This is a genomic window from Microcoleus sp. Pol12B4 (assembly GCF_036701385.1).
Classification (GTDB): Bacteria; Cyanobacteriota; Cyanobacteriia; order Cyanobacteriales; family Microcoleaceae; genus Microcoleus.
The window spans coordinates 22,473-47,990 of the sequence record NZ_JAUBQR010000019.1; the positions used below are offsets into that span (position 1 = coordinate 22,473).

Annotated in this window: 17 protein-coding genes; 10 read left to right on the forward strand and 7 right to left on the reverse strand. The window is 44.7% G+C overall.

Going from position 1 to position 25,518, the window contains the following annotated elements:
• Positions 1 to 6: 6 nt before the first annotated feature.
• Positions 7 to 1,272 carry a hypothetical protein gene (locus QUA38_RS04770; RefSeq protein ID WP_333159658.1) on the reverse strand — a complete coding sequence of 422 codons (1,266 nt, stop codon included), beginning with the start codon at positions 1,270 to 1,272 and terminating at the stop codon, positions 7 to 9.
• 91 nt (positions 1,273 to 1,363) lie between these two features.
• On the opposite strand from QUA38_RS04770, the gene QUA38_RS04775 reads away from it, so the two are divergent.
• From QUA38_RS04775 to QUA38_RS04785, 3 genes are all read left to right on the forward strand, one after another.
• Positions 1,364 to 2,386 carry a hypothetical protein gene (locus QUA38_RS04775; protein ID WP_333159660.1) on the forward strand — a complete coding sequence of 341 codons (1,023 nt, stop codon included), beginning with the start codon at positions 1,364 to 1,366 and terminating at the stop codon, positions 2,384 to 2,386.
• A gap of 79 nt (positions 2,387 to 2,465) precedes the next feature.
• Positions 2,466 to 2,879: a hypothetical protein gene (locus QUA38_RS04780; RefSeq protein WP_333159662.1), complete on the forward strand. Its 414-nt coding sequence runs from the start codon at positions 2,466 to 2,468 to the stop codon at positions 2,877 to 2,879.
• Positions 2,876 to 3,136: a ParE family toxin-like protein gene (locus QUA38_RS04785; protein WP_172190774.1), complete on the forward strand. Its 261-nt coding sequence runs from the start codon at positions 2,876 to 2,878 to the stop codon at positions 3,134 to 3,136. The genes QUA38_RS04780 and QUA38_RS04785 overlap by 4 nt, the downstream gene beginning before the upstream one ends.
• Before the next feature lie 108 nt (positions 3,137 to 3,244).
• Here the strand turns inward: QUA38_RS04785 and argS are convergent, their stop codons facing one another.
• The gene (argS, locus tag QUA38_RS04790) at positions 3,245 to 5,002 is read right to left on the reverse strand and encodes an arginine--tRNA ligase (protein WP_333159664.1); all 1,758 of its coding nucleotides are present in this window, start codon (positions 5,000 to 5,002) and stop codon (positions 3,245 to 3,247) included.
• Between the two features lie 349 nt (positions 5,003 to 5,351).
• Between argS and QUA38_RS04795 the strand changes: the two genes are divergently transcribed.
• From QUA38_RS04795 to QUA38_RS04805, 3 genes are all read left to right on the forward strand, one after another.
• Positions 5,352 to 5,747, forward strand: coding sequence for a hypothetical protein (locus QUA38_RS04795; protein ID WP_333159666.1), 396 nt, complete (start codon positions 5,352 to 5,354; stop codon positions 5,745 to 5,747).
• Positions 5,748 to 6,461: 714 nt separating this feature from the next.
• Positions 6,462 to 7,853, forward strand: a complete 1,392-nt coding sequence (locus QUA38_RS04800) for a malic enzyme-like NAD(P)-binding protein (RefSeq protein WP_333159668.1) — start codon at positions 6,462 to 6,464, stop codon at positions 7,851 to 7,853.
• A gap of 121 nt (positions 7,854 to 7,974) precedes the next feature.
• A complete protein-coding gene (locus tag QUA38_RS04805) occupies positions 7,975 to 11,817 on the forward strand; it encodes a PAS domain S-box protein (RefSeq protein ID WP_333159670.1) in 3,843 nt (1,280 codons plus the stop codon).
• Positions 11,818 to 11,840: 23 nt separating this feature from the next.
• Here the strand turns inward: QUA38_RS04805 and QUA38_RS04810 are convergent, their stop codons facing one another.
• The 3 genes from QUA38_RS04810 to QUA38_RS04820 all read right to left on the reverse strand — a co-directional run bounded on the left by QUA38_RS04810 (position 11,841) and on the right by QUA38_RS04820 (position 15,221).
• Positions 11,841 to 12,335 (reverse strand): GNAT family N-acetyltransferase, encoded by a 495-nt coding sequence (locus QUA38_RS04810; protein WP_333159672.1) that lies wholly within the window; start codon positions 12,333 to 12,335, stop codon positions 11,841 to 11,843.
• 91 nt (positions 12,336 to 12,426) lie between these two features.
• The gene (locus tag QUA38_RS04815; RefSeq protein ID WP_333159674.1) at positions 12,427 to 13,023 is read right to left on the reverse strand and encodes a tRNA isopentenyl-2-thiomethyl-A-37 hydroxylase MiaE; all 597 of its coding nucleotides are present in this window, start codon (positions 13,021 to 13,023) and stop codon (positions 12,427 to 12,429) included.
• 17 nt (positions 13,024 to 13,040) lie between these two features.
• Positions 13,041 to 15,221 (reverse strand): tetratricopeptide repeat protein, encoded by a 2,181-nt coding sequence (locus tag QUA38_RS04820; protein ID WP_333159676.1) that lies wholly within the window; start codon positions 15,219 to 15,221, stop codon positions 13,041 to 13,043.
• Between the two features lie 99 nt (positions 15,222 to 15,320).
• On the opposite strand from QUA38_RS04820, the gene QUA38_RS04825 reads away from it, so the two are divergent.
• Positions 15,321 to 15,989: a glycosyl hydrolase 108 family protein gene (locus QUA38_RS04825; RefSeq protein ID WP_333159688.1), complete on the forward strand. Its 669-nt coding sequence runs from the start codon at positions 15,321 to 15,323 to the stop codon at positions 15,987 to 15,989.
• A gap of 80 nt (positions 15,990 to 16,069) precedes the next feature.
• On the opposite strand, the gene QUA38_RS04830 is transcribed toward QUA38_RS04825, so the two are convergent.
• Complete coding sequence (locus QUA38_RS04830) at positions 16,070 to 17,764, reverse strand: S8 family serine peptidase (RefSeq protein ID WP_333159678.1); 1,695 nt, start codon at positions 17,762 to 17,764, stop codon at positions 16,070 to 16,072.
• Between the two features lie 603 nt (positions 17,765 to 18,367).
• On the opposite strand from QUA38_RS04830, the gene QUA38_RS04835 reads away from it, so the two are divergent.
• The 3 genes from QUA38_RS04835 to QUA38_RS04845 all read left to right on the forward strand — a co-directional run bounded on the left by QUA38_RS04835 (position 18,368) and on the right by QUA38_RS04845 (position 25,070).
• Positions 18,368 to 19,498: a serine/threonine-protein kinase gene (locus QUA38_RS04835; RefSeq protein WP_333159680.1), complete on the forward strand. Its 1,131-nt coding sequence runs from the start codon at positions 18,368 to 18,370 to the stop codon at positions 19,496 to 19,498.
• Between the two features lie 532 nt (positions 19,499 to 20,030).
• Complete coding sequence (locus tag QUA38_RS04840) at positions 20,031 to 23,537, forward strand: PAS domain S-box protein (RefSeq protein ID WP_333159682.1); 3,507 nt, start codon at positions 20,031 to 20,033, stop codon at positions 23,535 to 23,537.
• Positions 23,538 to 23,798: 261 nt separating this feature from the next.
• A complete protein-coding gene (locus QUA38_RS04845; RefSeq protein WP_333159684.1) occupies positions 23,799 to 25,070 on the forward strand; it encodes an FAD-dependent hydroxylase in 1,272 nt (423 codons plus the stop codon).
• Between the two features lie 163 nt (positions 25,071 to 25,233).
• Here QUA38_RS04845 and QUA38_RS04850 read toward each other — a convergent pair whose 3' ends face one another.
• Positions 25,234 to 25,443: a hypothetical protein gene (locus QUA38_RS04850; RefSeq protein ID WP_333159686.1), complete on the reverse strand. Its 210-nt coding sequence runs from the start codon at positions 25,441 to 25,443 to the stop codon at positions 25,234 to 25,236.
• Positions 25,444 to 25,518: the final 75 nt, after the last annotated feature.

Sequence of the window (25,518 nt, forward strand, 5' to 3'; positions counted from 1 at the left end):
TGAATTTCACTCCATTCCTTGAAAATACCAGTAGAGGTTAGCAACAGTTAAATCATTGACTTCTTGCCAATTTGAGGGGGCTAAAGCTTTATAGCCAGAGGTAGTTGCTTTCTGACTGATATAAGATTCATGTTGTTGACGCAAGCTAGGTTTTATCAAAAATCGCAATTGATCGCGTAGTGATTTGAAGTGGGATTTTTGCTGCAAGTTTTCGTAGAGCGCAATTTCTTCTGGTTCTGCCACTATAGCAACTTCTTGATTAGTATTTGAAACTGGTGTCGTTTCCATATTTAAACTAGCCAATTGTTTACGCTCATCAGCGGATAAACTTAGCATCCAATCTACCTGGTTTTGCCAAGAGTTCAAAACTACTAGATCCTGATTATAAATCCGTGTAATTTCTGGAAATATAAAATCAATTTCATCTTTTGTGCAGCGCTCAATCACGGTGAGAATGTCTTGGCGTATTCTTTCTTGGAGGTGGGAAAGGGAATTACTTACAGACGCAGGCTCGTTCAGCAATTGATAAGTTAATGAAATTGTCTGCTCAATTGCCCAAGCACATTCAACTCTACGAAGATAGCCCACGGCACAAGTGGCTTTGAATAATTCAGGATTATTATAGTCAGCTAAAGCATTAGCTAAAATGTGTTGTGCACTTGTTAAGGTAGAATTTTTGGTATGTTTATCTTCCATTAATAAAGCATTTTGAATTAGTCTCTGTGCTTGATCGAATTTCTGATAAGCTCGACTTAAGATTAAACGATGTTGCTCAAAATTAATGCTTTCAGCTAACAGTTTAATTTCAGAAATAACTTCTGCTTTCTGGTCTTTCAGCAGTGCCTCTATACTAATAAATCCGTGTGTAACTGTTAGCTTCAATTCCTTAATATCTTCCCTCATTTTCAAGGTCTGATGAAGGTTAACGGCTGACAGTGCAGCTATGGCCACCACGCCGACACCAATGACGGCAGTAGATGCTGACAGAATGCCCACATTAGCCGAGAGAGAGTTTAAGCCATACTGAATCACATCTAGTCTTTTGTAAGTTTCTTTAAAACCCATATCTGTTTGAACCATTTGCCCTACACCTAATACAAAATCTGGAATAGCTAACAACGGCTCGGCAACCATCCCAATTGCGGCACCTACAAAGTGACCTGTTGCTCTGTCTCTAGCAATTCCAAATAATACTCCTGCACTATTCTTCACGACTTCATAAGTGCCGGAGATGATACCAGCCTGTATGTGAGGAGGAAACACAAAAACCATATTTTTTTACCTGACTAGCGATTAATCTTACACATTATAATATATTATATGATTATGGTTAAATCTGTCAGTCTACAGTGGAATTACTTAAATGAACGAATTCATGAAAGCATTTCAGAACATCGCCCAATATGCGGCTCTCGTCGCGGCGGACGAGCATAAATCCTTAGAGATTAGAGAATCTGCTACAACCATGATTAAGTCAGTCCAGCCAAGCTTTGATGAATTGAGGGAATCAGCCACCAGACTTGAAAAAGTTGTGCAAAAATGCCGAAACGATATCGATCGCGCTGAAGACGTTTGGAATTGCAAAGTTGGGATTGTCCAAGCTTCAAAACAGAAAATATGGCAACAGCTTGGGGAACTGAGCGGCTGTCATGTCAGAATTAATGAACTAGGTCGTCAATGTCAAAGTTCGGCGAGCGCTCAATCTCAAGATTATTGGGATAAAATATTTGATGTTCGCGTGAAACAAAAGTGGTTTATTGATGCAGCAAAAAAACACAAAAAAGGAATTGGCTGGAAAGAAAAGGATGATTTTATTAAAGATATTCCCATCGTTATGAATCTTGTTTGTATGGAAATCCATCAAATCATTAAGCGCAGCCTGGATCTGGTTGATCAAGACCTTAGCACGATTAACTTAAAAGTGCTTACCCAGTATTTCCAAAATTTAGATAAGCAGACAAAAGATGTGTGGAATCATCAAATTAATTTCACTTTTAGCCAGATAGCAAATAAATTTGAGCAGCCGACTGTTTACTTGCCTGAGAATACCAAATCACTGAGGTCTGTACTTATTCTAGCTATGGATAATTTATCCAAACACCGTTTAGGCGATCTTTTTTGGGAAGAGGTTGTAAATTTTAAAAAGCAGGTTTCAACCGCGATTGATAATTTCATTAATTCAATCTTTTATGACAGATTATACCAGGGAAGTAGAGCTTTAGTTAAAGCCCTGAGATTTTATAATGAATTTCTGGAAAAGCAAGATAGATATCAGCAAGAAACACCTGCACAACGTCAGGCTGAAAGAGCCTGGATTGATTCGCAATGGCAAGAAATTCAGAGACTGGAAAAAGGTATTAAAGTAATTCTAAATTCTTCTCCATAATTCCTTAAGCTACTGTCATTGTACTAGAGCGCACTTCTTCACACGCTAAAATAAACTTAGTCACAATTCCATGAAAAAAATGACAACACAACTACTAGAACTAGAGGGAACCTGGGAAGAAATTCTCGCCCAATCAGCCAAATTTGCCGATCGCCGAGTTCGCGTTATTGTTCTTGCGGATGAGGAACCGCTGAAGTCAACCGAAGAAAGTTTTCGTCAAGGATGGAAGGAAGCAATGACAGGAGACACTGTACCGCTTTCTGAACTGTGGGAAGGCATTGATGCAGCGATCGAGATGATGCAGTCTCTGCCAGAAACTTTACAGCAGCAAGTAGCAGAATACTTGAAAGAGTATATCGCAGAATTAAAAGATGAGCTTCAATGGGACGAATCTTTCAAGAAAACGCAACCGCAACTTGTGGCTGCTGCCCAACGCGCAAAACAAGAAATTGCTGAAGGAAAGGCACAGGAAATGAGACTCAATGAGTTATGAAATCTGCCACCCTTCCTTCCTTTTGGGAAAAATACAATTCTCTTGACAGTAGAGTAAAAGAGCAAGCTAGAAAAGCTTATCGTTTCTGGCTGGAAAATCCCTTTCATCGATCTTTGCACTTCAAGTGCATCAACCAGGAAGAAAATATCTGGTCTGCGAGAATCACGCGGGGCTATCGAGCAGTAGGGATTTTACAAGGAGATACCGTGACATGGTTTTGGATTGGAAACCACGATGATTATGAACGTTTTTTCTAGTAATCAGGCCGGGGCGGGTTTTCGAGATGGTTGGTTTCAGGCAATTATTGTTAGTGAACCAGCCCCTACATCGCCGGGAATCTTGCCTGTTTCACAAGAGTTAAAAACTTACATTCTTTCTAACACCTTAATCCCCAACAACTCCAAACCTAACTTCAAAGTCCTCGCCGTCAAATCGCACAAAATTAACCGCGAAGTCCGCAACGGTTCCTCAGCTTTCAAAACCGGACATTGCTCAAAAAATTGATTAAATTTTTGACTCAATTCAAACAAATACTGACAAATCCGATTCGGCAACAAATCGCCGCCCACAGCATTCACAACTTCATTCAACTGCAATAAATGCTTTGCCAATACCAACTCTGCATCTGATTGCAAAATTACTTTCGCACCAGCATCTAAATTATCAAAATTAATCTCACCTTTGCGGCGAATTCCCTGCACGCGCACGTAAGCATACAGCATATATGGAGCGGTATTTCCTTGCAATGCGAGCATTTTGTCGTAACTAAAAATATAGTTGCTGGCGCGATTTTGACTTAAATCGGCATACTTAACGGCACTCAAACCAACTGTTCGAGATACGTTAGCAATAAATTCCTCAGTTTCTTGTCTTTCTTCGACTTTTAATCTCTCTTCTAAATCTTGGCGCGTGCGGACGATCGCCTCATCTAACAAATCCTGCAACCGCACCGTTTCCCCAGAACGAGTTTTGAGTTTTTTGCCGTCTTCTCCCAATACCAAACCGAAGGGAATGTGGACAATTTCGACATCTTCAGGAATCCAACCTGCTTTTCTCGCAACTGCAAATACTTGGGCAAAATGGTTTGCTTGTCCCGAATCGGTGACATAAATTAAGCGCTTTGCATTGTCTTTTTGGATGCGGTAGCGCACTGCTGCTAAATCTGTTGTGGCGTAGTTGTAGCCGCCGTCGGTTTTTTGGACAATTAGTGGCAGTGGTTCGCCTTCTTTGTTGGTGAAACCCTCTACAAAAACGCATTTCGCGCCGTCACTTTCTACTAGCAAACCTAGATTGGTTAAATCTTCGACTACAGCGGGCAATAATGGATTGTAAAACGATTCGCCGCGTTCCGTTAATTTGATATCGAGCAAGTCGTATATTACTTGAAATTCGCGGCGCGATTGATCGCACAGCAATTTCCAAGCGCGGCGGGTGTCTTCGGCGCCTGCTTGCAGTTTTACTACTTCTTGGCGGGCGGTTTCTTTGAAGGTTTCGTCTGCGTCGAAGCGCTGTTTTGCTTGGCGGTAAAATGCGACTAAATCGCCTAAGTCTAGGGCGTCAGCGGTTGTGAGGGCTTCGGGGTGAACTTCGCGCAAGTATGCGATCAGCATTCCGAATTGGGTGCCCCAGTCGCCGATGTGGTTGATTCTGAGTACGTCGTGGCCTTGAAATTCGAGGGTGCGGGCGATCGCATCTCCGATGATTGTCGATCGCAAGTGTCCGACGTGCATTTCTTTGGCTATATTCGGACTGGAAAAGTCGATCGCGATTGTCTGAGGCGTTTTGGCGAATTCAATCCCCAAACGCGAGTCGCCGGCGATCGCACTAATTTGCGCTTCCAAATAAGCCGGTTTCAGCTTCAAATTGATAAAACCTGGCCCGGCGATTTCTGGGGTTTCGCAGATGTCACTAATATCTAGGTTTTCGATGATTGTCGAGGCGATCGCCCGCGGCGGCTTTCCTAACTTTTTCCCCAAACTCATTGCCGCGTTGCATTGAAAGTCCCCAAAGTTGGGATTGCTGGCGGCGGCTAGCATCGGATCTGCACCTGCATAACTTTCGCCGAATGCAGCGGTGAATGCTTTTTCAAATTTTGCTTTTAACTGTTGGGCGATCGAGTTCATGTTTAATATTTTGATTGGATGTTTATTTTAAACTCTAGATTCAGCACTTTGTGGCAATAATACTCTCACTACTTAGGTAATTTCCCTCTGGTTCTCTCCCTCTGGGCCTATCCCCCTCTCCTCACCTAGTAGGAAATTTTGTACTTAGCTTTGAGCTGCTGATACGATCAAAATTATTGGCCGTGATAGCACAGAGTACATTTTATCACAGTTGCGATCGCTACACAAATTAAAAAATGTCACATCAAGTCCATGATCTCGATCGCTAGATCATTTTGTTAAATCGCTTACATTAAGGTATGTTAAAATTTTTTCAATGCACCCAAAAATCCTACGAAAGGAAGTAGTTATGCTATCTCAACCAATTTTTGGCGATCGCTCTCTGACAATCGCCTTTTATCAAGCAGTAATCGCTCGCTTCTACGACGGTTTCAGTCTCTCCACCCAAGCACTATTACGAGAGTGTACCCTTGGCTTTGCCCCTTGTCCCGATGGAGTCAAAACCTTTTTCATCATCGCGCCTAGTCTCGATGCAGCAGAGCAACTAATGGAAAAAATGGACAGTATTTTGGAGCGAGTTGCCGAACTCATGGCTGGAGTCGGACAAGTTGCCCTGTGCATAGTTCCCCCCGGCAGCGAAGCAGAGCAACCGATAGATCTGCAAGACTTAGAAAAAGTTCCCCCAGATTGTCTGGCTTGCAAATTCTTTACAATTATATGGGCCGATGCTGCGGCCGATCGGTAAAATTGACAGTTAGCAACCAGCAACTCAACACGGTTCGGCCCAAGCTGTGCTCGTGGTGGCGCGGGGTAGATTGTCTGTTAGTTACAGTCCCTGGAATTATCGGGCAAAGCGTGTAGGTAATTCGATCGTTTGCAAGGTTGCACTCGCAATCCTTGGCAAGTGTTAAACAAGCAGACAAAATATATATCAAAGGCCCGCTTGTCAGTCGCTCAAATTTTTACCTGCCGGCTCAAACAGCCGTGCATCTACTTTTTACATTCCCAATAAAAGCCACCAAAAAGCCGCATCAACTCTCCTGGGTGTCTAGCTTCAAAAGACAGCAGTAGGAATTCGGCGGTATCGCTGGAAAATAGATTTTTGCGAAATATCTGCTGAGGTTCAGAATAAGCAGAAATATTCTCAAAAATAGATAAGAGTTCCGCAGGTTTACCTCAGAAACCCGGTTTCTACCCCCGCGCTTCATATTCGCGGTTCGCTGGGAAATTGACAGAAAATAGACTGTTTGTAGGAGAGTCACCACCTAGAAACAAAGCAAAGCTTTACTGAAAAAAAGAGCTGTTTTCCAGCGCCACCCCTGGCAGTACAGAGCGATCGTACCACAAGCTCATAGAATTTGTTAAAAATTTCAGTTGAAAATTTGAATTATTAAATTTTATGCCTAACATTGGCGATAAAATCTAAGATTGAAATTCTCAAATCTGAAATCAAGGCATCATGGTAAAACTGACACCAAATCCCAGCTTTAGTTTAACAATTCGGGTTGCTCTGCCGAACCAGCCGGGAATGCTGGCAAGAGTCACCAGCGCGATCGCATCTGTCGGTGGCAACTTCGGCCAAATCGACTTGATCGAGCAAACCCGCGCCACTACCGTTCGCGATATCAACGTCGATGCCTCCAGCATCGAGCACAATGAAGAAATAGTGCAAGCAGTGAAAGGACTGCCAGATATCAGAGTGATCGACGTGTACGATCGCACTTTCAACTTGCACCGCGGCGGAAAAATCAGCGTAGTTAGCAAAATTTCCCTCAAACGCCAGTCGGATTTGGCCATGGCATACACTCCCGGAGTCGGCCGCATCTGCACTGCGATCGCCACTGACCCGCAACAAGTTTATAACCTCACAATCAAACAAAATACTGTTGCCATTGTTACCGACGGTAGCGCAGTTTTGGGACTGGGAAACCTCGGCCCTGCAGCCGCACTGCCAGTCATGGAAGGCAAAGCCATGCTATTTAAAGAATTTGCAGGTATTGACGCCTTTCCTATCTGTTTGAATACCCAAGATACCGAGGAAATTATTCGCACAGTGCAGAATATCGCCCCGGTTTTTGGCGGCGTTAACCTCGAAGATATTTCTTCTCCCCGCTGCTTTGAAATCGAAGCAAGATTGCGGGAAACCTTAGATATTCCCATTTTTCACGACGACCAGCACGGCACTGCGATTGTTAGTTTGGCAGCATTAATTAATGCCTTGAAAATCGTCAAAAAAACCATCGCAGAAGTGTGTATCGTGATTAACGGAGCCGGTGCGGCCGGAGTCGCGATCGCCCGCTTGCTGCGTAAAGCAGGTGCCCAAAACATCATCATGTGCGACTCCAAAGGCGTCCTCTCCCAAGACCGCACGGATATGAACCCAGAAAAACTAGAATTTGCTGTGCCTTCGAGCGGTACTTTGGAAGATGCGATCGCCGGTGCCGATGTATTTTTAGGCGTCAGCGCCCCCGGCGTTCTCACCCGGTCAATGGTGCGTTCGATGGCAGAAAATCCCATTGTTTTTGCAATGGCAAATCCCATTCCTGAAATTCAGCCAGAATTAATTATGGAAGATGCGGCGATCATAGCAACCGGACGCAGCGATTACCCAAATCAAATTAACAATGTTTTGGCATTTCCGGGGATATTTCGAGGTGCTTTGGACTGCAAAGCAACCACGATTACGCCCAGTATGTATTTGGAAGCAGCTTATGCGATCGCCTCTTTAGTCAGTCCTTCTCAGCTTGACAAAGAACACATTATACCGTCTGTTTTTGACGAAAGAGTTGCCATTGCAGTCGCCGGTGCAGTGCAGTTGGCTGCCCGATCCGAAGGTATTGCCCGCGATTAATAGAAGGAAGAAGGAAGTCTTCCTTCTTCCTTCTTCTCTCTTCCTTAATCAAGGATAAAACTCACAGCAATAAACAAGATAATAAAGATATAATTAAATAAACCAAGTCCAGCTAGGTCAGATGCAAAGCCAGTTAGGAAAAGCCAAGCGCAATCGCTCCCGTTGCCAATTGTTAGAACTGTGCCCGATGGGGCTGGCATTGTGCCGGACGGACGGGACTTTTCTCGACGTAAATCCAGCTTTTGCAAGTATTATCGGCCGCACAGTTGCAGAAACTCTCCACCTCAACTACTGGGAAATTCAGCAAACACAGTGCGCGCGCCCAGAAAAATATCTAGAATGTCAAGCAAAAAATAGCCACACGCACCTGTGCGAAGCAGCATACAAACACAAAAACCAGCATCTGGTACCCGTGCGAGTTTCCGAGCGGGCAATTGAAACAGGGGGAGAGTGCGCGATTTGGCTGAGCGCTGAAGAAATCTTTAATAATCGGGATCAAAATAGCGCTCCCCTAGAATCTGCGCTTCCGCAGGGCAATTCACATCTGGAAAAATTGCTGACAAAGCAGACGGAGGAACTGGAAAAAACTCAGCAACTACTCGAAGAAAAAATCTCCGAACTGGAACAAACTCAAGAGAAATTACGTCTCCAAAGTCAAATTATCGACCAAGTGCACGAGGCGGTAATTTCTACAGATATGGACGGCTCGATTACCATTTGGAATCAAGCCTGTCAAAAGTTATACGGCTATGAAAAAGCTGAGGCTATCGGACAGCACATTTCTCTAATTTACCCGCCCGAACAGCACGAATTTTTGTTAGAGCAAGTCATCAAGCCGCTACAAGAAAAAGGCGAGCATGAAATAGAAGTTATAACACGCCGTAAATCGGGAGAAAATGTTTCCTCGCACCTGATGCTGTCGCTCTTGAAAGACAACACGGGAGACGTTGTGGGGATGATTGGCTCTTTAACAGATCTCAGTATTTGCAAAGCTTTAGAACAAGAATTAGCACAGAGACAATCACTATTTGATGCTTTTTTGAAGGAAGCCCCGGCGGGACTTTGCATTTTGGACTCGCAATTGCGCTACCTGCAAATTAATCAATTTCTAGCAGAAATAAACTGCCTGAGTCCTGAAGAACACATAGGCAAGACTGTACGCGAAATATTGCCGAATATCGCTCCTATTGTAGAGCCTTTGTACGAACAAATTTTGAGGACGAAACAACCCTTAATTAATATCGAGATGAGTGGTGACAATCCCAGAAAGCCTGGGTTTGTCCGACACCTGACAGGCTCTTATTTTCCCTTGCTAGACAAAGATGGCGAGGCTCTCGGCATCGGTGCCGTTGTAGTTGACATTAGCGATCGCAAACAAGCAGAAGCTGCGCTGCAAAAAAGCGAAGAGCTTTACCGCACTATGGCAAGCAACTTTCCTAACGGTGCGGTGATGTTGTTCGATCCAGAAATGCGCTACACCCTGGTAGAAGGTACAGAATTATCAGCAGTGGGGCTTTCCAAAGAACTGATGGAAGGCAAGACAATCTGGGAAGTATTCGAGCCAGATGTTTGTGCTGATCTCGAGCCGACTTATCGGGCGGCACTGGCAGGAGAAACAGTTGTTACAGAAATTATTTATAGCGATCGCGTTTACCTCGGTTATGCTTTGCCAGTAAGAAATGAACGGCAAGAAATTATCGGCGGATTGCTAATGACTCAAAACATTACTGCTCGCCAATTAGCAGAAGAAGCGCTCAGAGAAAGCGAGGAAAAATACAGGTGCATTGTCGAGACAGCAGACGAAGGAATTTGGATGATAGATACGGATGGTAAAACTACTTTTGTCAACCAAAAAATGGCCGATATGCTCGGCTGCACTCCAGAGGAAATGATCGGGCAGTCGCTATTTGCTTTCATGGATGCAGAAGGCATCGCGCTCGCACAAGTCAGTCTCGAACGCCGCCGTGAAGGAATTCGCGAACAGCTCGATTTTAAGTTCCGTCGCCGAGACGGCAGCGACTTGTGGGCGATGGTTTCTACTAATTCATTGGCAGACAAACAGGCACGCTATGTGGGCGCTTTGGCAATGGTTGCCGACATTACCGATCGCAAGCAAACAGAAGCCGCATTGCAGCAGTCGGAAGCCAAGTTTCGATCGCTCTACGAATTAACCAGTTTGCCTGTTTTTATGTTAGGTGACAATGCCATCACCGATGCCAACACAGCCACCCTAAAACTATTTGGCTGCACTACCCCGCAAGAGTTGTACGCCAAAAACCCAGGCAAACTGTCGCCTCCTTTGCAGCCCAACGGCAGAGATTCTTTGAGGTTGGCTGACGAAATGATGGCGATCGCCTTTGAGCGGGGAAAGCACCGTTTTGATTGGGTTCACCGGCGTTTAGACGGTACTGATTTTCCCGCAGAAGTGGTGCTGACAGTCATCGAGGTGGGAAATGAAAAAATTATCCAAGGAGTGATCCAAGATTTAACGGATCGCAAACTTGCAGAAGAAACTTTAGTGCGATCGGAACAAGCCCTCAGACAGCAAGCTCAGCGAGAACAACTGCTCAATCAAATTGCCAACCAAATCCGCACTTCTTTAGATTTAGACACAATTGTAGAAACTGCCGTTCAACAAATTCGCAATCTGATGCACCTAGATTGGTGCATCTTCACTTGGTATCGCCCCAACAACAATCCTCCAGTTTGGGAAGTAACTTTTGAAGCCAAGAATACAGATTTGCCCAGTATTCTCGGCACTTATCTTATAGACGACAAATCTTGTTTCGCTGTGCGACAGATTTTGCGGCGAGAAATTCTGCGAATTGATGATGTCAGCACCTTTGAAGATGTAGAATTGCGCGAACTTTTCCAGGCTTCAAAATTTAACTCAGTGCTGTCGCTGCCAATTCATACTGCTGCCGGCGATATTGGGGTGATTACCTGCTATCAAACCCTGTCCATGCGAAATTGGGACGACTCTGAAGTCGAACTAATGCAAGCGGTAGTCGCTCAACTTGCGATCGCGATCGACCACGCTGAACTTTACACCCAAACCCGCAAAGCGGCCCGACTAGCTCAAGCTCAAACTCAACAGCTAGAAGAAACTTTGCGCGAACTCCAACGTACCCAAACTCAATTAATTCAAAGTGAAAAAATGTCTAGTTTGGGACAGTTAGTAGCAGGTGTCGCCCACGAAATTAACAACCCGGTTAATTTTATCTATGGCAATCTCAGCTACACTAGCGAATACACTCAAAACTTGCTAAAAATGCTGCGACTTTACCAGAAAGAATACCCGCAGCCTAGCGCCAGAATTGTAGATGCAAGGGATGACTTGGAAATTGATTATCTTATTGAAGATTTACCGAAAATTTTAGCATCGATGAAAGTCGGAGCCGATCGCATCCGCGACATAGTTTTGAGCCTGCGGACTTTTTCAAGGCTTGACGAAGCCGAAAAGAAACAAGTTGACATTCACGAAGGCATTGACAGCACGCTGCTGATTTTGCAAAACCGCCTGAAACATAAAGCCGATCACCCGACAATTAATGTGATAAAAGAATACGGTAATTTGCCTTTAGTTGAATGTTATCCTGGTCAGTTAAATCAAGTATTTATGAATTTGTTGAGCAATGCGCTAGACGCATTGGAAATGGAGATAAAGGAATCCAATCGCACGGCCAAAAATCTCGCAATTACGATTCGCACCCAAGTAACCGACAATAATAGCGTTGTCATATGGATAGCTGACAGCGGCTCCGGGATGAGCCAAGATGTGCAAAAGCGCTTGTTTGACCCGTTTTTCACTACTAAACCCATTGGCAAAGGCACGGGCTTAGGATTGGCGATTTCGCACTCTATTATAGTAGAAAAACACGGTGGCAAGCTTTCTTGCCATTCTGTATTAGGAGAAGGTTCGGAATTTCTAATTGAGATTCCTCTCTGGCAGAAAAAAAATTAAACTTAGGGGGTAATTTTTAATAATTATAGTTTTTTTATACCGACATATTTTACGTAAACCCGATCGCACCTTGGCGTCTCCACACCTGTTGTCGGTAAATATCCGCTACTTTTGTACATTTTCACAGCTTCTTTGAGAATGCTAGCAGTTTCAATCCAGATTTCATCAAAACCGCGAGCGATAATTTTACTTTCCAATTCTTGCAGTAAAAATTTCCCCAAACCCTGTCCCCTTGCTTCTGGCAAAATATACATTTTGCGAATTTCCACAGCATTCTTACCGCGCTCAATCGGATAATAAGCTGCCGTACCCACTATTTGATCCTGGCGTTCAACTACCCAAAATTCGCCGCCTTGATTGTGATAATGTAGTTCTACATCATAGACATCTCGATCTGCCCCGTGAGGTTCGCATTTTAAACCGTATTCTGCTAAAACATCCCTAATTAAATAGAACGCCTCAGCGCGATCGCGCGTTTCCCAGGAACGAATGAAAAAATCCAGATGTTGGGTTTTCATGGGTGGTTGCAACGTATATTTATTTTTTGACTTGAGCCAATGTAAAATTAGTTATTTTTTGTATTTTACCGTCTTTAAATGCACCTAAATTTTAACTGTGAATTCTCGGTTCGGGATGAAGACTTGCCAGCAGCTCGCTCTCTACTAATGATAATTCCTCCAACCTCTGCATCACAATATCCCGATCGAAATAAGTTGTTGCCAGAATCCAATATACACCGTAATGACGCGCTTCCGAAGCCATCAAACTGCGGTAAAATTTAGCTAATTCTGCGTCTGGACAGCGATCGCCCAGCAGCCCCAACCGTTCGTGACTCCGCGCTTCTATTAAACCAGAAACCAACAAAGAATCCAAAAGTCTTTCGGGTTCCTGCTTGCGAATTTGGGCGGACAAACCAGCAGCGTAGGGAGGTGCAGCCAAAGGGCCTAAAGCAATGCTGCGCTTTTCTAACCGCTGGTTGACTTGCTCGAAATGCTCTAATTCTTCGCGGGCGATCGCCGTTAGCATCCTCACCAATTTTTCCCTTGCGGGGTAGCGAAACATTAAATTTAACGCTACTCCCGCCGCTTTCCGTTCGCAGTGAGAATGATCTAATAAGATTGTATCCAAATGGGCGATCGCCTGTTCTACCCAAGCTTCCGAAGTCGGCTGTTTTAAAAACTTAATAGTTGGCAGTGTTGAAGTCATTAGTCATTAGTCAGCATTTATCCTATTTTACCTAATTTTTCAAACACCGCATACATATCACCAGCAAACTTTTTCGGATTCCACAGCGGGGACAAATTGGCTGGAAGTTTAGATTTCACCAACAGTGCTTTAATTGCATTTCTCAATTCACGTTCTTTACCCAATTTTACACCAACTTCCACATATTCCGACCAAGACCAAGCCACACCAGTTTCAATTCCCAAAGCCTGCAAGAATGAATAACCCATTCTCGACAAGAATTGCTCTCCCGTGCGAGTCACCACTGGCAAATTAAACCACAACGCCTCTAAAGTGTGAGTTCCTCCGTTGTAAGGATAAGAATCTAACAAAACATCGGCCAGCAAATAGATAGTTCTGTGTTCTTCCTCAGTAGCAAACCTTGGCAAAAACTTAATGCGGTGCTTGCTCACTTTCTCAGCTTCGCAAGCTTGGTGATATGCAGCCTCAAACACCGCAGCATCGCCTAAAGCTTTGTGAATTAAAATACTGTTGGGCACTTGTTTGAGAATCGCAACTTGGGCTTGTACCAACTCGTGATTGAATTTTCTGCCGGGTGCGACGCACAGGTAAACTATCTGATCCAAACCGATCCGATTTGACCTTCTCAATGCAACTGGATCGACTCCATATCTCTGAAAACCGGACACCGCTACAAAGGAATCTGGCATCCTAATTAGCTGTTCGTCATAATATTTTTCCCGCCCGGCCGGGTGCGAGTGCCAGTCTGTAAGAAAGTAATTTTCCGGCAATAGGTAAGGGGCGTCAAATCCCAGCCAAGAAACACAAACTGGTGCGGGTTTTTGGTAGAGAATGTCAGCGTGAACTGGTACGCTGAGAGAATCTAAATCAACTAAAACGTCCAATTCATCTTGCTGAATTTTGTCGATTATTTCTGCGGAATTGGCAAGTCCGTTCGGGTAGGTTGTCGGAAAAGTCAGTTTGCCCCAAGTTTCAAATTGCTGAGTGCGATCGTCAGGAACAATTCTTTCGGAAGCGTAAAAATACACATGGGGTGTGATGTCGGACAATTCGCGAATGATGTCAGCGCTGCACCAACCTACAGAATGGCGGCTAAAGTGATTGGACAAAAAGCCGATTTTTAACTTGCTGGATGGAATATTCGGTTTGAAACTGTAATTTGCGGGTTGAGAAAAATTAGGTTTAATACATTGGTCGATATACTTTTGGGAAATTAATCTGTAAAGTTTTGAGTTGGCCGCCAAGTCATCTCGCAAATAGGGCGTGCTGAATAACAAATTTGCATAAAGCGATTTAATTTCCACCGGGCTAGCGGTTTCTAAGTTTTGGTACAAGTATGACTCTAGCTCTAAAAATCGATCGCCCGCAATTTGATTCAACCCCGACACTTGATAGGTGCTGATGAAGTAAATCGCGGTCATAATTGGATCGGTTTCGGCACACATTTGGCTGTATTGGTGCACGGCTTGCCGCGCGGCAGCTAAATTGCTAGTATCTCTGAGGATGCCGCACAAATGTTGGTGGGCAGAAATAAAATCGGGTTTAATTTCTAGGGCTTTTTGAAGGTTGGGTATTGCGTCTTTAAATTGACCCTGGTGGCGCAAAACTCGGCCAATTTGACAGTATGCTTCGGCTAAATCGGGTTTGAATGCGATCGCCTGCTGCCATGCAGCCACCGCCTCATCTAGCTTCCCTTGCCGCGCTAATTTATCTCCTAAATTTAAGTGAAAATCTACCTCAGCAAGATGGGGATTGAGTTCGAGAGCTTTTTGCTCGTATGCTACCGCTGCATCCTGCTGCCCCTGCTGCTTCAGTGCCCCTGCCAAATTCCAGTAAGCAGCAGCCAAATTCGGTTTAAGTTCGATCGCCTTTTCGTAATTGACAATAGCCTCCACCAAATGCCCTTGTTTGTAGAGCATACTGCCCAAATTAGCATAAGCCTCAGCAAAATCGGGATTCAGAGCGATCGCCTCCGAATAAAACCGCATCGCTTCCTCAATTTGGCCGCTTGCTTGCTGCACATTGCCCATTGTCACGTAAGCCGCCGCCCAATCCGGTTGCAATTCCAGAGCTCGGCAGCAAGCAGCGACGGCTGCTGCTAAATTGCCTTGAGAGTAATAGGTTTCTGCAACGACTGTCAGCGATGCAGCATCTTCTAATTGGGGTGTTTCGGATTGGTTGGGAAAATCGGACTTCATTTGGCGGCCTATCTGTGCTATCAAGTTAAAGGTTGAATCTATATTATTTTGAAGAGTAGCAGTTTTAACGGAATTACGGGCGATCGTCACAGAGAATTTATGAGCGACAAGCAAGCGACACAGCGCCAACATAACATCAAGTGGAAACCAAACCTCCTGCTGGGAATACTCTTGTTAACCTTAGCAATCCCCTTACCCTTTGCCCAAAAGACTTTCGCACAGCAGCAGCAGACAGCCAGCTTTCGGCAGAAATTATTTCAAACTGCTCTTTATTTCACCCTCTATTTTGAGGGCGGATTCAGCAATCATCCAGCCGATAAGGGCGGCAGAACTTATCGGGGCGTCTTGCAAACGGAATACAACGCCTACCGCTACAGTCGTGGGCTTCCGCCCCTCGATGTGACGCAGATGTCGGAAGCAGAGCTCCTAGAAATTTATAAATATTACTGGGATTCGAGCCTCTCCGGCACGATGCAGCCGACTTTGGCGATCGTCATGTTTGACACTGCCGTTAATTTCGGTATTAATAACTCTATTACCTTTCTCCAGCAAGCATTAGGATTGCCGCAAACGGGAGTTTTTGACTCGCGAACCAAGGAAGCGCTGAAAGGGGCCAATAATAGAAATACCGCCCTGCAAATGATTAACGAACGAATTATTTACCGCTACAAAAGGGTGCAAGAAGATCCGAGTCAGATGGCATTTTTCCGAGGTTGGCTGAGTCGCGATTATAGTTTATGGGGCTATGTGAATAAGATTAAGAATTAAGCAGGGCTGATTTATTTTTTCAAAACTGTAGTAGTCCAATGGCAGGGGTTTACACCCCTGTCTCATTGACCCGATAGATGCTATACAGTCAACCCATTTGGATTAGCTGTTGTTGTCAAAATGTACTCAACTTGAGCCGGAGTTAAAGTCGGATTGGCATTCAAAACTAAAGCCGCTACACCCGCTACGTGTGGCGTTGCCATAGATGTACCAGTTAGGGTGTCATAAGTGCTATAGGGAGTTGTAGAATAGATGTCTACTCCCGGAGCAACTAGGTAATTCAAAGCTGTGGAACCCGCACGGTTCGAGGTGTCAGCCATCCTGCCGTTTATATCAATACTGCCTACGGCAATTCCCCAGCGATCGGCATTACGAGCTGGATAATCAGGTTGGCTAAAACCCGAATTTCCCGCTGCTATTACCACAACAGAGCCTTTGTTATTTGCATACTCAATTGCGTCATTCACCAGTTTGGAAGGGTAAAACTCATTTCCCAAGCTGAGGTTAATTACATTGGCTCCATTATCAGCAGCATAGCGGATTCCAGCAGCAACATGATCCAACTCGCCGTAAAGATAGGCGTCCAACACTCTGATAGGCATAATCTTGGCATTGTAGGCAATTCCTGTGATACCAAAATCATTGCGTTCCGCCGCTATCACACCTGCTATGTGAGTGCCGTGGCCCTCGAAATTCAGATCGATTGGGTAGTTGTCGTTATACAGAAAATCCCAACCCCGAATATCATCAATAAATCCGTTGCGATCGTCATCAATGCCATTTTCCGCAATTTCATCAGCGTTCTGCCAGATATTATTATCCAAGTCGGGATGGTTGTAGTCAACACCAGTATCGATGACAGCTACAACAATCCCATTTCCTGTAATGTTCTGCTCCCAAATTTCAGGCGCATTTATAGCGTCTACCCCCCAATTATTTTCGCTCACATTAGGAAGCTCAGGAAAGATAGTTGAGCGGTTCAGAGTGCGGGTAACTGCTGCATTTGCATTGACTAAACCATAGCCGTAATTGCGATTAAAAACACCGTTAGGTGTAGGAATATCGGGCAATACAGGAACAGGTGTTGCAGAAATAGTCAGATTGTAATTGGTAGAGCCTAAGTAGCTAGAGACTTGGACATAGTATGTCCCTGGAGCCAGATTGGATAAATTAATCACATCCGGGGTAGTGCCAGCCTTATAAGAGTAGCCAATACTTTCACCAAAATCAACTACACCGTTGCGGTTTATATCTTGAATGAGGTCTACATCAGCATCCGCTGTCAAACCGTCGAGACGCAGGCTAAAATTGCTATTAGTGTTGATATCGAATCGGTAGAAATCGTCGATATCCCCTGTCCCCACGAACTCCGTTAAGCTGATGTTACCGTTCTCAACGCCAACAACATTACGAGCTGTAAAAAGAGAGTTATCTGAATCAGAGAAATTAAACTGAGAGGCAGATATCGTTCCGGTTAGCGGCTCTATATTTGCGCTCCCTGACTGTGACTGCGGTTTGAATTGAGAATCGCTCACAGAGTAACTAAAGCCAGCGCTGGCATCCGCTACAATAAAATCCGTAGTTTGTGTCTGTTGGTCGGTGCTGAATGTTGGGAGCTTAGGAAAGCTAGATGCAGCACTATAACTAGAAACATTGAATGGATCGATCGCTCGGTTGAGCAAGTCGTTGTTAACCGGAAATGCTGATGTGGCGAGATCCTTTGGGTTTTGAATGAAAAAAGGGCGATCGGTAGGATTCGTGTAGATGCCTAACATAAGTTAAAAAAACTGTCATTTTTCCGAAATCTGAAGTTGTTTGTAGTAATGACTTTAGTCCTTAATATACATTGAAGAAGACTCTGCGCCCTCACTACAAACCTATAAAAAATGATTAAAATTCCAGAACTGATATCCTGCGGCTTGGAAGTTAAATCGGCCTTATATCTTCCACCAAGCCTCAGATAGCGTTGGAATTCATGGCGTTGGATTGGCGATCGACCAAGTAACGCTTTCTGATGTATTGTCACCCCTTAATCGGGGCAATTATAACGGGTATATTTTTAAAAGCATCATAGGTTTACTTCACTTAAAAACTTAATTCAGATAATACTTCAAGCTCTTTATAATGTCAATTCATAAAATTCATAGTTTCAAGTCATAAAAGTCATATTTGTAAAATTATATTTCAATAAGTAGACAAGCTATTAAAGTAAAGTTAAATCATGTATAAGCTAAATACAGCAGTTTTCAGTTGCCCGATCGCAACGCAATAGGTATTGGGTAATTGGTGAATGGAAAGCTGTAGCTGATCCCTGGCCAGTTGCTATTTTATAAAAAAAGATGTGCAGAGCGTGTACAAGTAACTTAACACATGAAACTATGACAGTAGAAGAAGCAATATTGTTTTTGGACAATTTGGTATACGAACAAACAGAAAAACACCTAAGTCGGTTGCAACAGTCGATAATTCGAGGCGTTGTCGGGGGTTTGACCTATCAAGAAATTCAGCAAAACGATCAGATCGCCCGCGGGTACACAGTGGGCTACCTGGGGCGGTATGTCGGCTACAACTTGTGGAAAGACCTCACCAAGGTACTAAAGCAAGCAGAAATTATTGGACAAGAAGAAAGAGTCGTCGGAGCAAATCTTTGGGACTGCATCATGAGATCTGTACAAAAAGGCATACAACCAGCTAATTCTGTCGATCCCATGTTGCAAAAGCTGCTGCGGATGCGTTACCGAATTAGAGAACATTTGGTGAATACGGAGTACAGCGATACCTATCTGGCTGAAGATGAAAATTTGCCCGATCGACCTTTGTGCCTCGTCAAGCGCCTGAAAAGCCAGTCTGAGAGAAGCAGCCAGCTATTCGATCGAGAAACGCGCGTTTTATATCGATTGGGCCAACACGATCGGATACCAGAATTGTTAGCTCGCTTTGAAGAAGATGGATACTTTTATTTAGTCTATCAATTCATCGAAGGGCAACCCCTGTATCAAGAACTAATCGAAGGTCAACCTTGGGAAGAACATCAGGTTATTGATTTGTTGAAAGATATCTTGGAAGTGCTTGTCTTTGTGCACAAACAAGATGTAATTCACCGCGACGTTCATCCTCAAAACTTAATCAGGCGGACATCAGATGGCAAGATTGTATTAATTGACTTTGGGGCAGTTAAAGAAATCAACACTTCACAAAATAGCATCGGTCAAACGAAATCGCGCGGCGGTACTCAGCAAGACTACATTCCCCCCGAACAAGCCATCGGTTCACCGAAACAGTGCAGCGACATTTATGCTGTCGGCATCATCGGGATTCAAGCCTTGACCGGGATGCAGCCGAAACAACTCAGAGTCGATAATTTAGGCAATCTCATCTGGCACAAAAATGCAACTGTCACCCCGGAGTTGGCTCGCGTTTTAGACCAGATGGTGTTGTACGCTTTCCCCCAGCGTTACCCGTCAGCAACCGAAGCTTTGGAAGCACTTCAAAAGTTGGGAGTCGGTTGACTGTTGACTGTTAACAGTTGACAGTTACCAAATCCGACTTTAATATCCCTTCTTTAGTCCCTCTCTGCTGGGACTTTGTTTTTGTAGTAGCGGTTTCAACCGCCGAGTCTTATATGTTTTGCCGATCGCATTTCCCACAGCCACAACAGCCGGTTTACAATGTGAGTGATCTTGTTACAGAGTGATTCATCCGCTACCATTATTCCTCGATGTACTGAGTAAAAACACTCTGTCTTGCCGATGAATCGGGGGTCAATTTCCGAGATCCAAGGGACAGGGAACAAGGAACAAGGAATTTTTTTTAATTTTTCCACCAATAAAAAATACTTAATTCTGCCGTATGCCTTCTACATAAGAGCCTTCAACCTTCATTTGACTATCTCTCTAAAGTTAGATAAAATAATTCATATTTTATGGTTAGGCAGCTTTGAGAAAATCTTAACCAGCTTTGTATAGCGGGCAACAATCTCCCTAGAGTGTTTATTGTTACCTTAGATACGTAGAAACCCAAATAATTTGAGGGAGCGAGAAATTGGAAGTTTTTGAACGAGCACAACAACTGCAAACGCCCTCAACCCGAATGGCTGCTGTCCAGTCTTTTTCCAAAAAAGCGAGTATTGCAGTAATGGCGATCGGCTGTACAGTCCTTTTGGGTTGGATATTCGATCTGCAAATGTTAAAAAGCATTCTGCCCGGACTCGTTACTATGAAAGCCAATACTGCTTTCTGCTTTATTTTGGGCGGCTTTTCTCTATTCATGCAACAGATCCGGCGCCCCAAATTAACAGCAAGAAAGTGTCAAAATAAGTACAAAAAATTAATTTTTATTTCCTCATTCTTAATTATATTAATTAGCATACTAACCCTAGTTCAATATAGCTTTAATTTAGATTTAGGCATCGACCAACTGTTATTTAAAGAAAGTTATACATTGACAATCACCGGAACACCAGGACGCATGGCACCGAATACTGCTGGTGCTTTTTTATTGCTGGGAACAGCGCTGCTGCTGCGGTCAGAACGTCGGCCTAAATACCTGCGGATTCAGATCTTAAGCTGTTCTGTATTTTTAATTGCATATATGGGTTTGATAGGCTACCTCTACGACAAAGCTTTATTTTACCAAATTGGCAATAATACAGGAATGGCTTTGCACACTTCCGCAGGATTTATGTTGCTGAGCTTCGGCCTTTTATTTGCCAGTCCAGAGCGAGGATTGATAGCAGTAATGACGAGCGATCGCGCGGGCGGCATCATGGCGCGGCGCTTATTACCAAGGGCAATTATTATCCCGCCTTTAGTCGGTTATTTCATCATATCGGGAGAGCGGTTACAAGCCTACACACCGGAGGTAGCGATATCGCTGTTAAGCGTATTGAACGTGATTATTTTTACAGTTCTGATTTGGCAGAACGCCAAAACTCTTTGCAGCGCAGACCGGAAGCGCTATCGCGCGGAACTGGGACTGAGGAAAGCTAAATCAGACTTAGAAACTCAAGTTGAGAAACGGACTCTCCAACTGCAACTCGCTAATGAGCAATTGCAGGAGCAAATTTTCGACACTAAAACAACTAAGCAGGAACTTCAGAAAAACTACAACCTGTTGCTTGCCGTCATCAATAGTACGCCAGCAGCCCTATTTGTCAAAGATATTCAGGGCTGTTACCTGATGCTCAATGCTGCGGGAGCAAGTATAATTGGCAAGTCTGTAGACGACATTATTGGCAGAGATGACAGCGAGTTGTTTCACCCGGAAATTGCAGGCAAAATTAGAAAAACCGATCGCCCAATTATGGCAGCGGGAACAACGCAAGCAATTGAAGAAGAGCTGCCAGTCAAAGGAACTTTGAGGATATTTCTTTCTACAAAAAGTGCTTACCGGGACGGACTAGGAAATATTAGCGGTATAGTTACCATCGCGCGGGATATTACTGAAAGCAAAAAAGCCGAAATCGCCAACAGAAGTCTGGCAGCAATTCTGGAAGCAACCCCCGATTTTGTAGGTACTTACAACCTCGAAGGAGGCGCCATTTACATTAACAAAGCCGGCAGAAAAATGGTGGGTATAGACGAAAACGAAGATATATCCAAGCGACAAGTTCTAGAATTCACCGCAGCGTCAGACTACAGCACTTTGAAACAAGCGATCGCCACCGCTGTTTCCGAAGGCTTTTGGAGTGGAGAAACCACCTTCCTGTCAACATCGGGACTCGAAATTCCCGTCAGCCAAGTCCTCATCTCCCACTCCGCACCGGACGACAAACTCACCTACATTTCGACGATCGCCCGCGACATCAGCGATCGCAAACAAGCTGAACAAGCGCTGCAACTGTCTCAAGCTCGTTTCGCCGGCATTGTAGACATTGCCGACGATGCGATTATTTCCGTGGATGCTGAGCAAAAAATTATCCTGTTCAACCAAGGTGCAGAACGGATTTTTGGGTGGACGGCTGCGGAGGCGATCGGGCAATCCCTTAGTCTGCTGTTGCCCGAAGCTTTGGCCACCCCTCATAGTCACCTCGTCAGCAATTTCGGCCGCGGCCTTAAACAAGCCCGAACAATGGGCAAGCGCAAAGAAATTTTCGCCCGCCGCCGAGATGGTACAGCATTTCCCGCCGAAGCTTCTATTTCCAAACTCGAAGTGGCAGGCGAAATCATATTCACAGCTATTTTGCGCGACGTGACAGCCAGCCGAGAAGCCGAAGAATCTGTGCGTCTGAGTGAGGAAAGATATCGATCGCTGGCAATGGCCACCGCACAGATGGTTTGGATGACAGACGCTAACGGAATCTTCGACAGGGCTCAGCCTGATTGGATAGCTTATACGGGCATCAGCTTTGAAGAGAAGGACAACTGGATACAAGCAGTACACCCAGAAGACCGCGATCGCACAATACAAGCTTGGATGCGTGCAATAGAAACAAAAAGTCTCTACGAAGTCGAGCACCGCTTGCGAGCCGCAGACGGCAGTTACAGACACTTCTGGGTGCGGGGTGTCCCTCTTTTGGCAGCCGACGGCAGCGTTCGCGAGTGGGTGGGAACTCACACCGACATTAGCGATCGAGTACAAGTTTTGGAAGCACTCAAGCAGTCAGAGGGACAGTATCGATCGCAAGCAGCCGAGCTCGAAAAAGCTGTCCGCGAGTTGCACCAAGCACAAACTCAACTAATTCAAACCGAAAAAATCTCTTCTCTCGGGCAGCTAGTCGCCGGCGTCGCCCACGAAATTAACAATCCCATTAACTTCATTTACGGCAACATCACCCACGCCAGCCAATACGCCACAGACTTGCTCGGTTTGCTCCATCTTTACCAGGAAAAATACCCTAATCCTGTCCCAGAAATTGTAGAGGCCGCCGAAGATATTGAAGTTGATTACTTAATGGAAGACTTTACGAAGATTTTGGAATCAATGAAAGTAGGAGCCGATCGCATCCGCGACTTAGTTGTATCCTTACGCAACTTTTCCAGACTCGACGAATCGCAGATGAAGCGAGTAGATATTCACGAAGGAATCGAAAGCACTTTGCTAATTTTGCAGCACCGGATCAAAGCTAATGTACTTCGTCCCGCTATTGAGATTATCAAAGAATACGGCAATTTTCCAAAAGTTGAGTGCTATGTAGGTCAGCTCAATCAAGTATTTATGAATCTTTTAGGAAATGCGATCGACGCCCTAGAAGACTACAACAGCACTCATTCTTCACAAGAAATATATTATCGCCACAACCAAATTCGGATTAGCACCCGTGCGAATTTAGACACAGTAACAATTCGTATTTCCGACAACGGCATGGGAATCAATCAAGAAGTTATTCACAAGTTATTCGACCCATTTTTTACTACTAAACCCGTCGGCAAAGGTACAGGCTTGGGACTGTCAATCAGCTATCAGATTATAGTTGAAAAACACCGAGGCAAATTGCAGTGTATTTCCACGCCTGGGGAAGGTGCAGAGTTTGTCATAGAAATTCCCATTTCCCAAAAAGTATCAGCGCTGGCTGCGGAAAACACAAAGGAAATGGTCATTAGTCAGTAGTCATTAGTTTCAGGGCTGACCCATGGGGAGGGGCTAGAAACCCGGTTTCTACGAGTTTTGCGTTGAGTGAGGAGAAATATAGGAAGAAACTGCGTTTCTCAAGTAGCGAGTGCATCCAAGACTTGCATTTGGATCTGGTACTCTGAAAACCTTGATTTTCACGAATGCCGGTACTCTCCTCTTCTCGATCGCCCTAAATCGAAATAATTCTTTACAATAAAAAAGTAACAATCCAATTAACTTTGACAAAATCCCTTGAAAATGCCTGTAAACCTACTTTCTCCAACCACAGCCTCCACGCAAACACAGACACTCGACTTTGACATAGCGATCGTCGGAGGGGGCATAGTCGGGGCCACCTTAGCCAGCGCCTTAAAAGATTCTGGATTAAAAATCGCTATAATTGAAACCCAACTCCCCGCCGCCGCCGCAGCCAAAAAACAAGCCTATGCAATCACCCTGCTATCAGGAATGATCTTAGAAGGTATCGGCGTGTGGCAGCAAATCTTGCCGCAAATCACCACCTTCGAGCAAATTAGCCTCTGCGACGGCGACTATCCCGGCGTCGTCGAATTCCACCGCCCGGATTTGGGAAATACTGGCAAATTGCCCGTACCAAAAGCAGCTTTAGGTTACGTTGGCGAGCACGGAGTCATGCTGTCAGCTTTGCAAGAATCTTTGGCAAAAAACCCGAATTTTAGTTGGGTTTGTCCGGCGGAAGTTGTCGAGGTAAAATATTTAACCGATTGCGCGGAAATAGAAGTCAAACAACACGGGGAAACTCGGACAATTCGCAGCAAATTATTAGTCGCCGCCGACGGTTCGCGATCGCGCATCCGCACCGAAGCCAACATCAGCACTCGTGGCTGGAAATACTGGCAATCCTGCGTTGCTATCACTATTAAAGCAGAAAAACCGCACAATGATATCGCTTTTGAGCGCTTTTGGCCGAGCGGCCCGATGGGAATCTTACCATTACCGGGGAACCGCTGTCAAGTAGTTTGGACAGCACCCCACGCGGAAGCGAAAGCTTTGCAACAAATGGATGAAACAGAGTTTTTGACTTTGTTGGAACAGCGCACTGGCGGGCTTTTGGGGCGTTTGGAATTGGAGAGCGATCGCTTCTTGTTTCCGGTGCAGTTAATGCAGAGCGATCGCTACGTTTTGCCCAGATTAGCACTAATTGGCGACGCGGCCCACTGCTGCCATCCCGTGGGCGGCCAGGGATTGAATATGGGCATTCGAGACGCTGGGGCGATCGCCCAAATCTTGCAGCAAGCGCACCAAAAAGGCGAAGACATCGGCGATTTGCGAGTATTGAAACGGTATCACAACTGGCGCAAAAAAGAGAATTTAATCGTGTTAGGATTTACCGATTTTCTAGACCGATTATTTTCCAATACTTGGCTGCCAGTTGTAGCATTTCGCCGCTTTGGATTGTGGTGTTTGCAGACAATTCCGCCAGTGAGGTTTTTAGCCTTGCGCTTGATGACCGGTTTAATGGGCCGGCCGCCAGAATTAGCCAAAAATTAGAAGAAACCGGGTTTTTATCTGCGTCCATCCGCGTACATCCGCCCACATCTGTGGTTCAAAATCAATAGCCGTTGTTTTTTCGCACAAATCTTTATAGCGATCGCCCCCAAGTGTCAAGCTTGCTTCTTCCCTTGAGCAGTAATTGAGACTACTATTCAACGATTTAAGCTGAAATATGGGGTTTCCATTGGTTGCGGATAGCTTGTACTAACAGCCCTTCGCCGTTCCGCACTATTCCCCAGCGGCGATTTTTCTCAACTACAGCGATCGCATCTCGAACCACTTCAACATTGTTACTTAGAATCAAAGTCTTTAGCCAAGGGTTAAGATGAAATCCAGCCATTTCCACTTCCTCCAAAATTGTATTAGACATACAGCGTTTTCCGCTGTTATGAGGTACAATAGCAACAGTTAGCAAACCAATTTCTTAAATGCTGAGGATTTATTA

Coding starts and splice junctions, on each gene's coding strand:
- QUA38_RS04770 (WP_333159658.1), bottom strand. CDS start 1,272: ATGGTTTTTGTGTTTCCTCCTCACATACAGGCTGGTATCATCTCCGGC.
- QUA38_RS04775 (WP_333159660.1), top strand. CDS start 1,364: ATGAACGAATTCATGAAAGCATTTCAGAACATCGCCCAATATGCGGCT.
- QUA38_RS04780 (WP_333159662.1), top strand. CDS start 2,466: ATGACAACACAACTACTAGAACTAGAGGGAACCTGGGAAGAAATTCTC.
- QUA38_RS04785 (WP_172190774.1), top strand. CDS start 2,876: ATGAAATCTGCCACCCTTCCTTCCTTTTGGGAAAAATACAATTCTCTT.
- argS (WP_333159664.1), bottom strand. CDS start 5,002: ATGAACTCGATCGCCCAACAGTTAAAAGCAAAATTTGAAAAAGCATTC.
- QUA38_RS04795 (WP_333159666.1), top strand. CDS start 5,352: ATGCTATCTCAACCAATTTTTGGCGATCGCTCTCTGACAATCGCCTTT.
- QUA38_RS04800 (WP_333159668.1), top strand. CDS start 6,462: ATGGTAAAACTGACACCAAATCCCAGCTTTAGTTTAACAATTCGGGTT.
- QUA38_RS04805 (WP_333159670.1), top strand. CDS start 7,975: ATGCAAAGCCAGTTAGGAAAAGCCAAGCGCAATCGCTCCCGTTGCCAA.
- QUA38_RS04810 (WP_333159672.1), bottom strand. CDS start 12,335: ATGAAAACCCAACATCTGGATTTTTTCATTCGTTCCTGGGAAACGCGC.
- QUA38_RS04815 (WP_333159674.1), bottom strand. CDS start 13,023: ATGACTTCAACACTGCCAACTATTAAGTTTTTAAAACAGCCGACTTCG.
- QUA38_RS04820 (WP_333159676.1), bottom strand. CDS start 15,221: ATGAAGTCCGATTTTCCCAACCAATCCGAAACACCCCAATTAGAAGAT.
- QUA38_RS04825 (WP_333159688.1), top strand. CDS start 15,321: ATGAGCGACAAGCAAGCGACACAGCGCCAACATAACATCAAGTGGAAA.
- QUA38_RS04830 (WP_333159678.1), bottom strand. CDS start 17,764: ATGTTAGGCATCTACACGAATCCTACCGATCGCCCTTTTTTCATTCAA.
- QUA38_RS04835 (WP_333159680.1), top strand. CDS start 18,368: ATGACAGTAGAAGAAGCAATATTGTTTTTGGACAATTTGGTATACGAA.
- QUA38_RS04845 (WP_333159684.1), top strand. CDS start 23,799: ATGCCTGTAAACCTACTTTCTCCAACCACAGCCTCCACGCAAACACAG.
- QUA38_RS04850 (WP_333159686.1), bottom strand. CDS start 25,443: ATGTCTAATACAATTTTGGAGGAAGTGGAAATGGCTGGATTTCATCTT.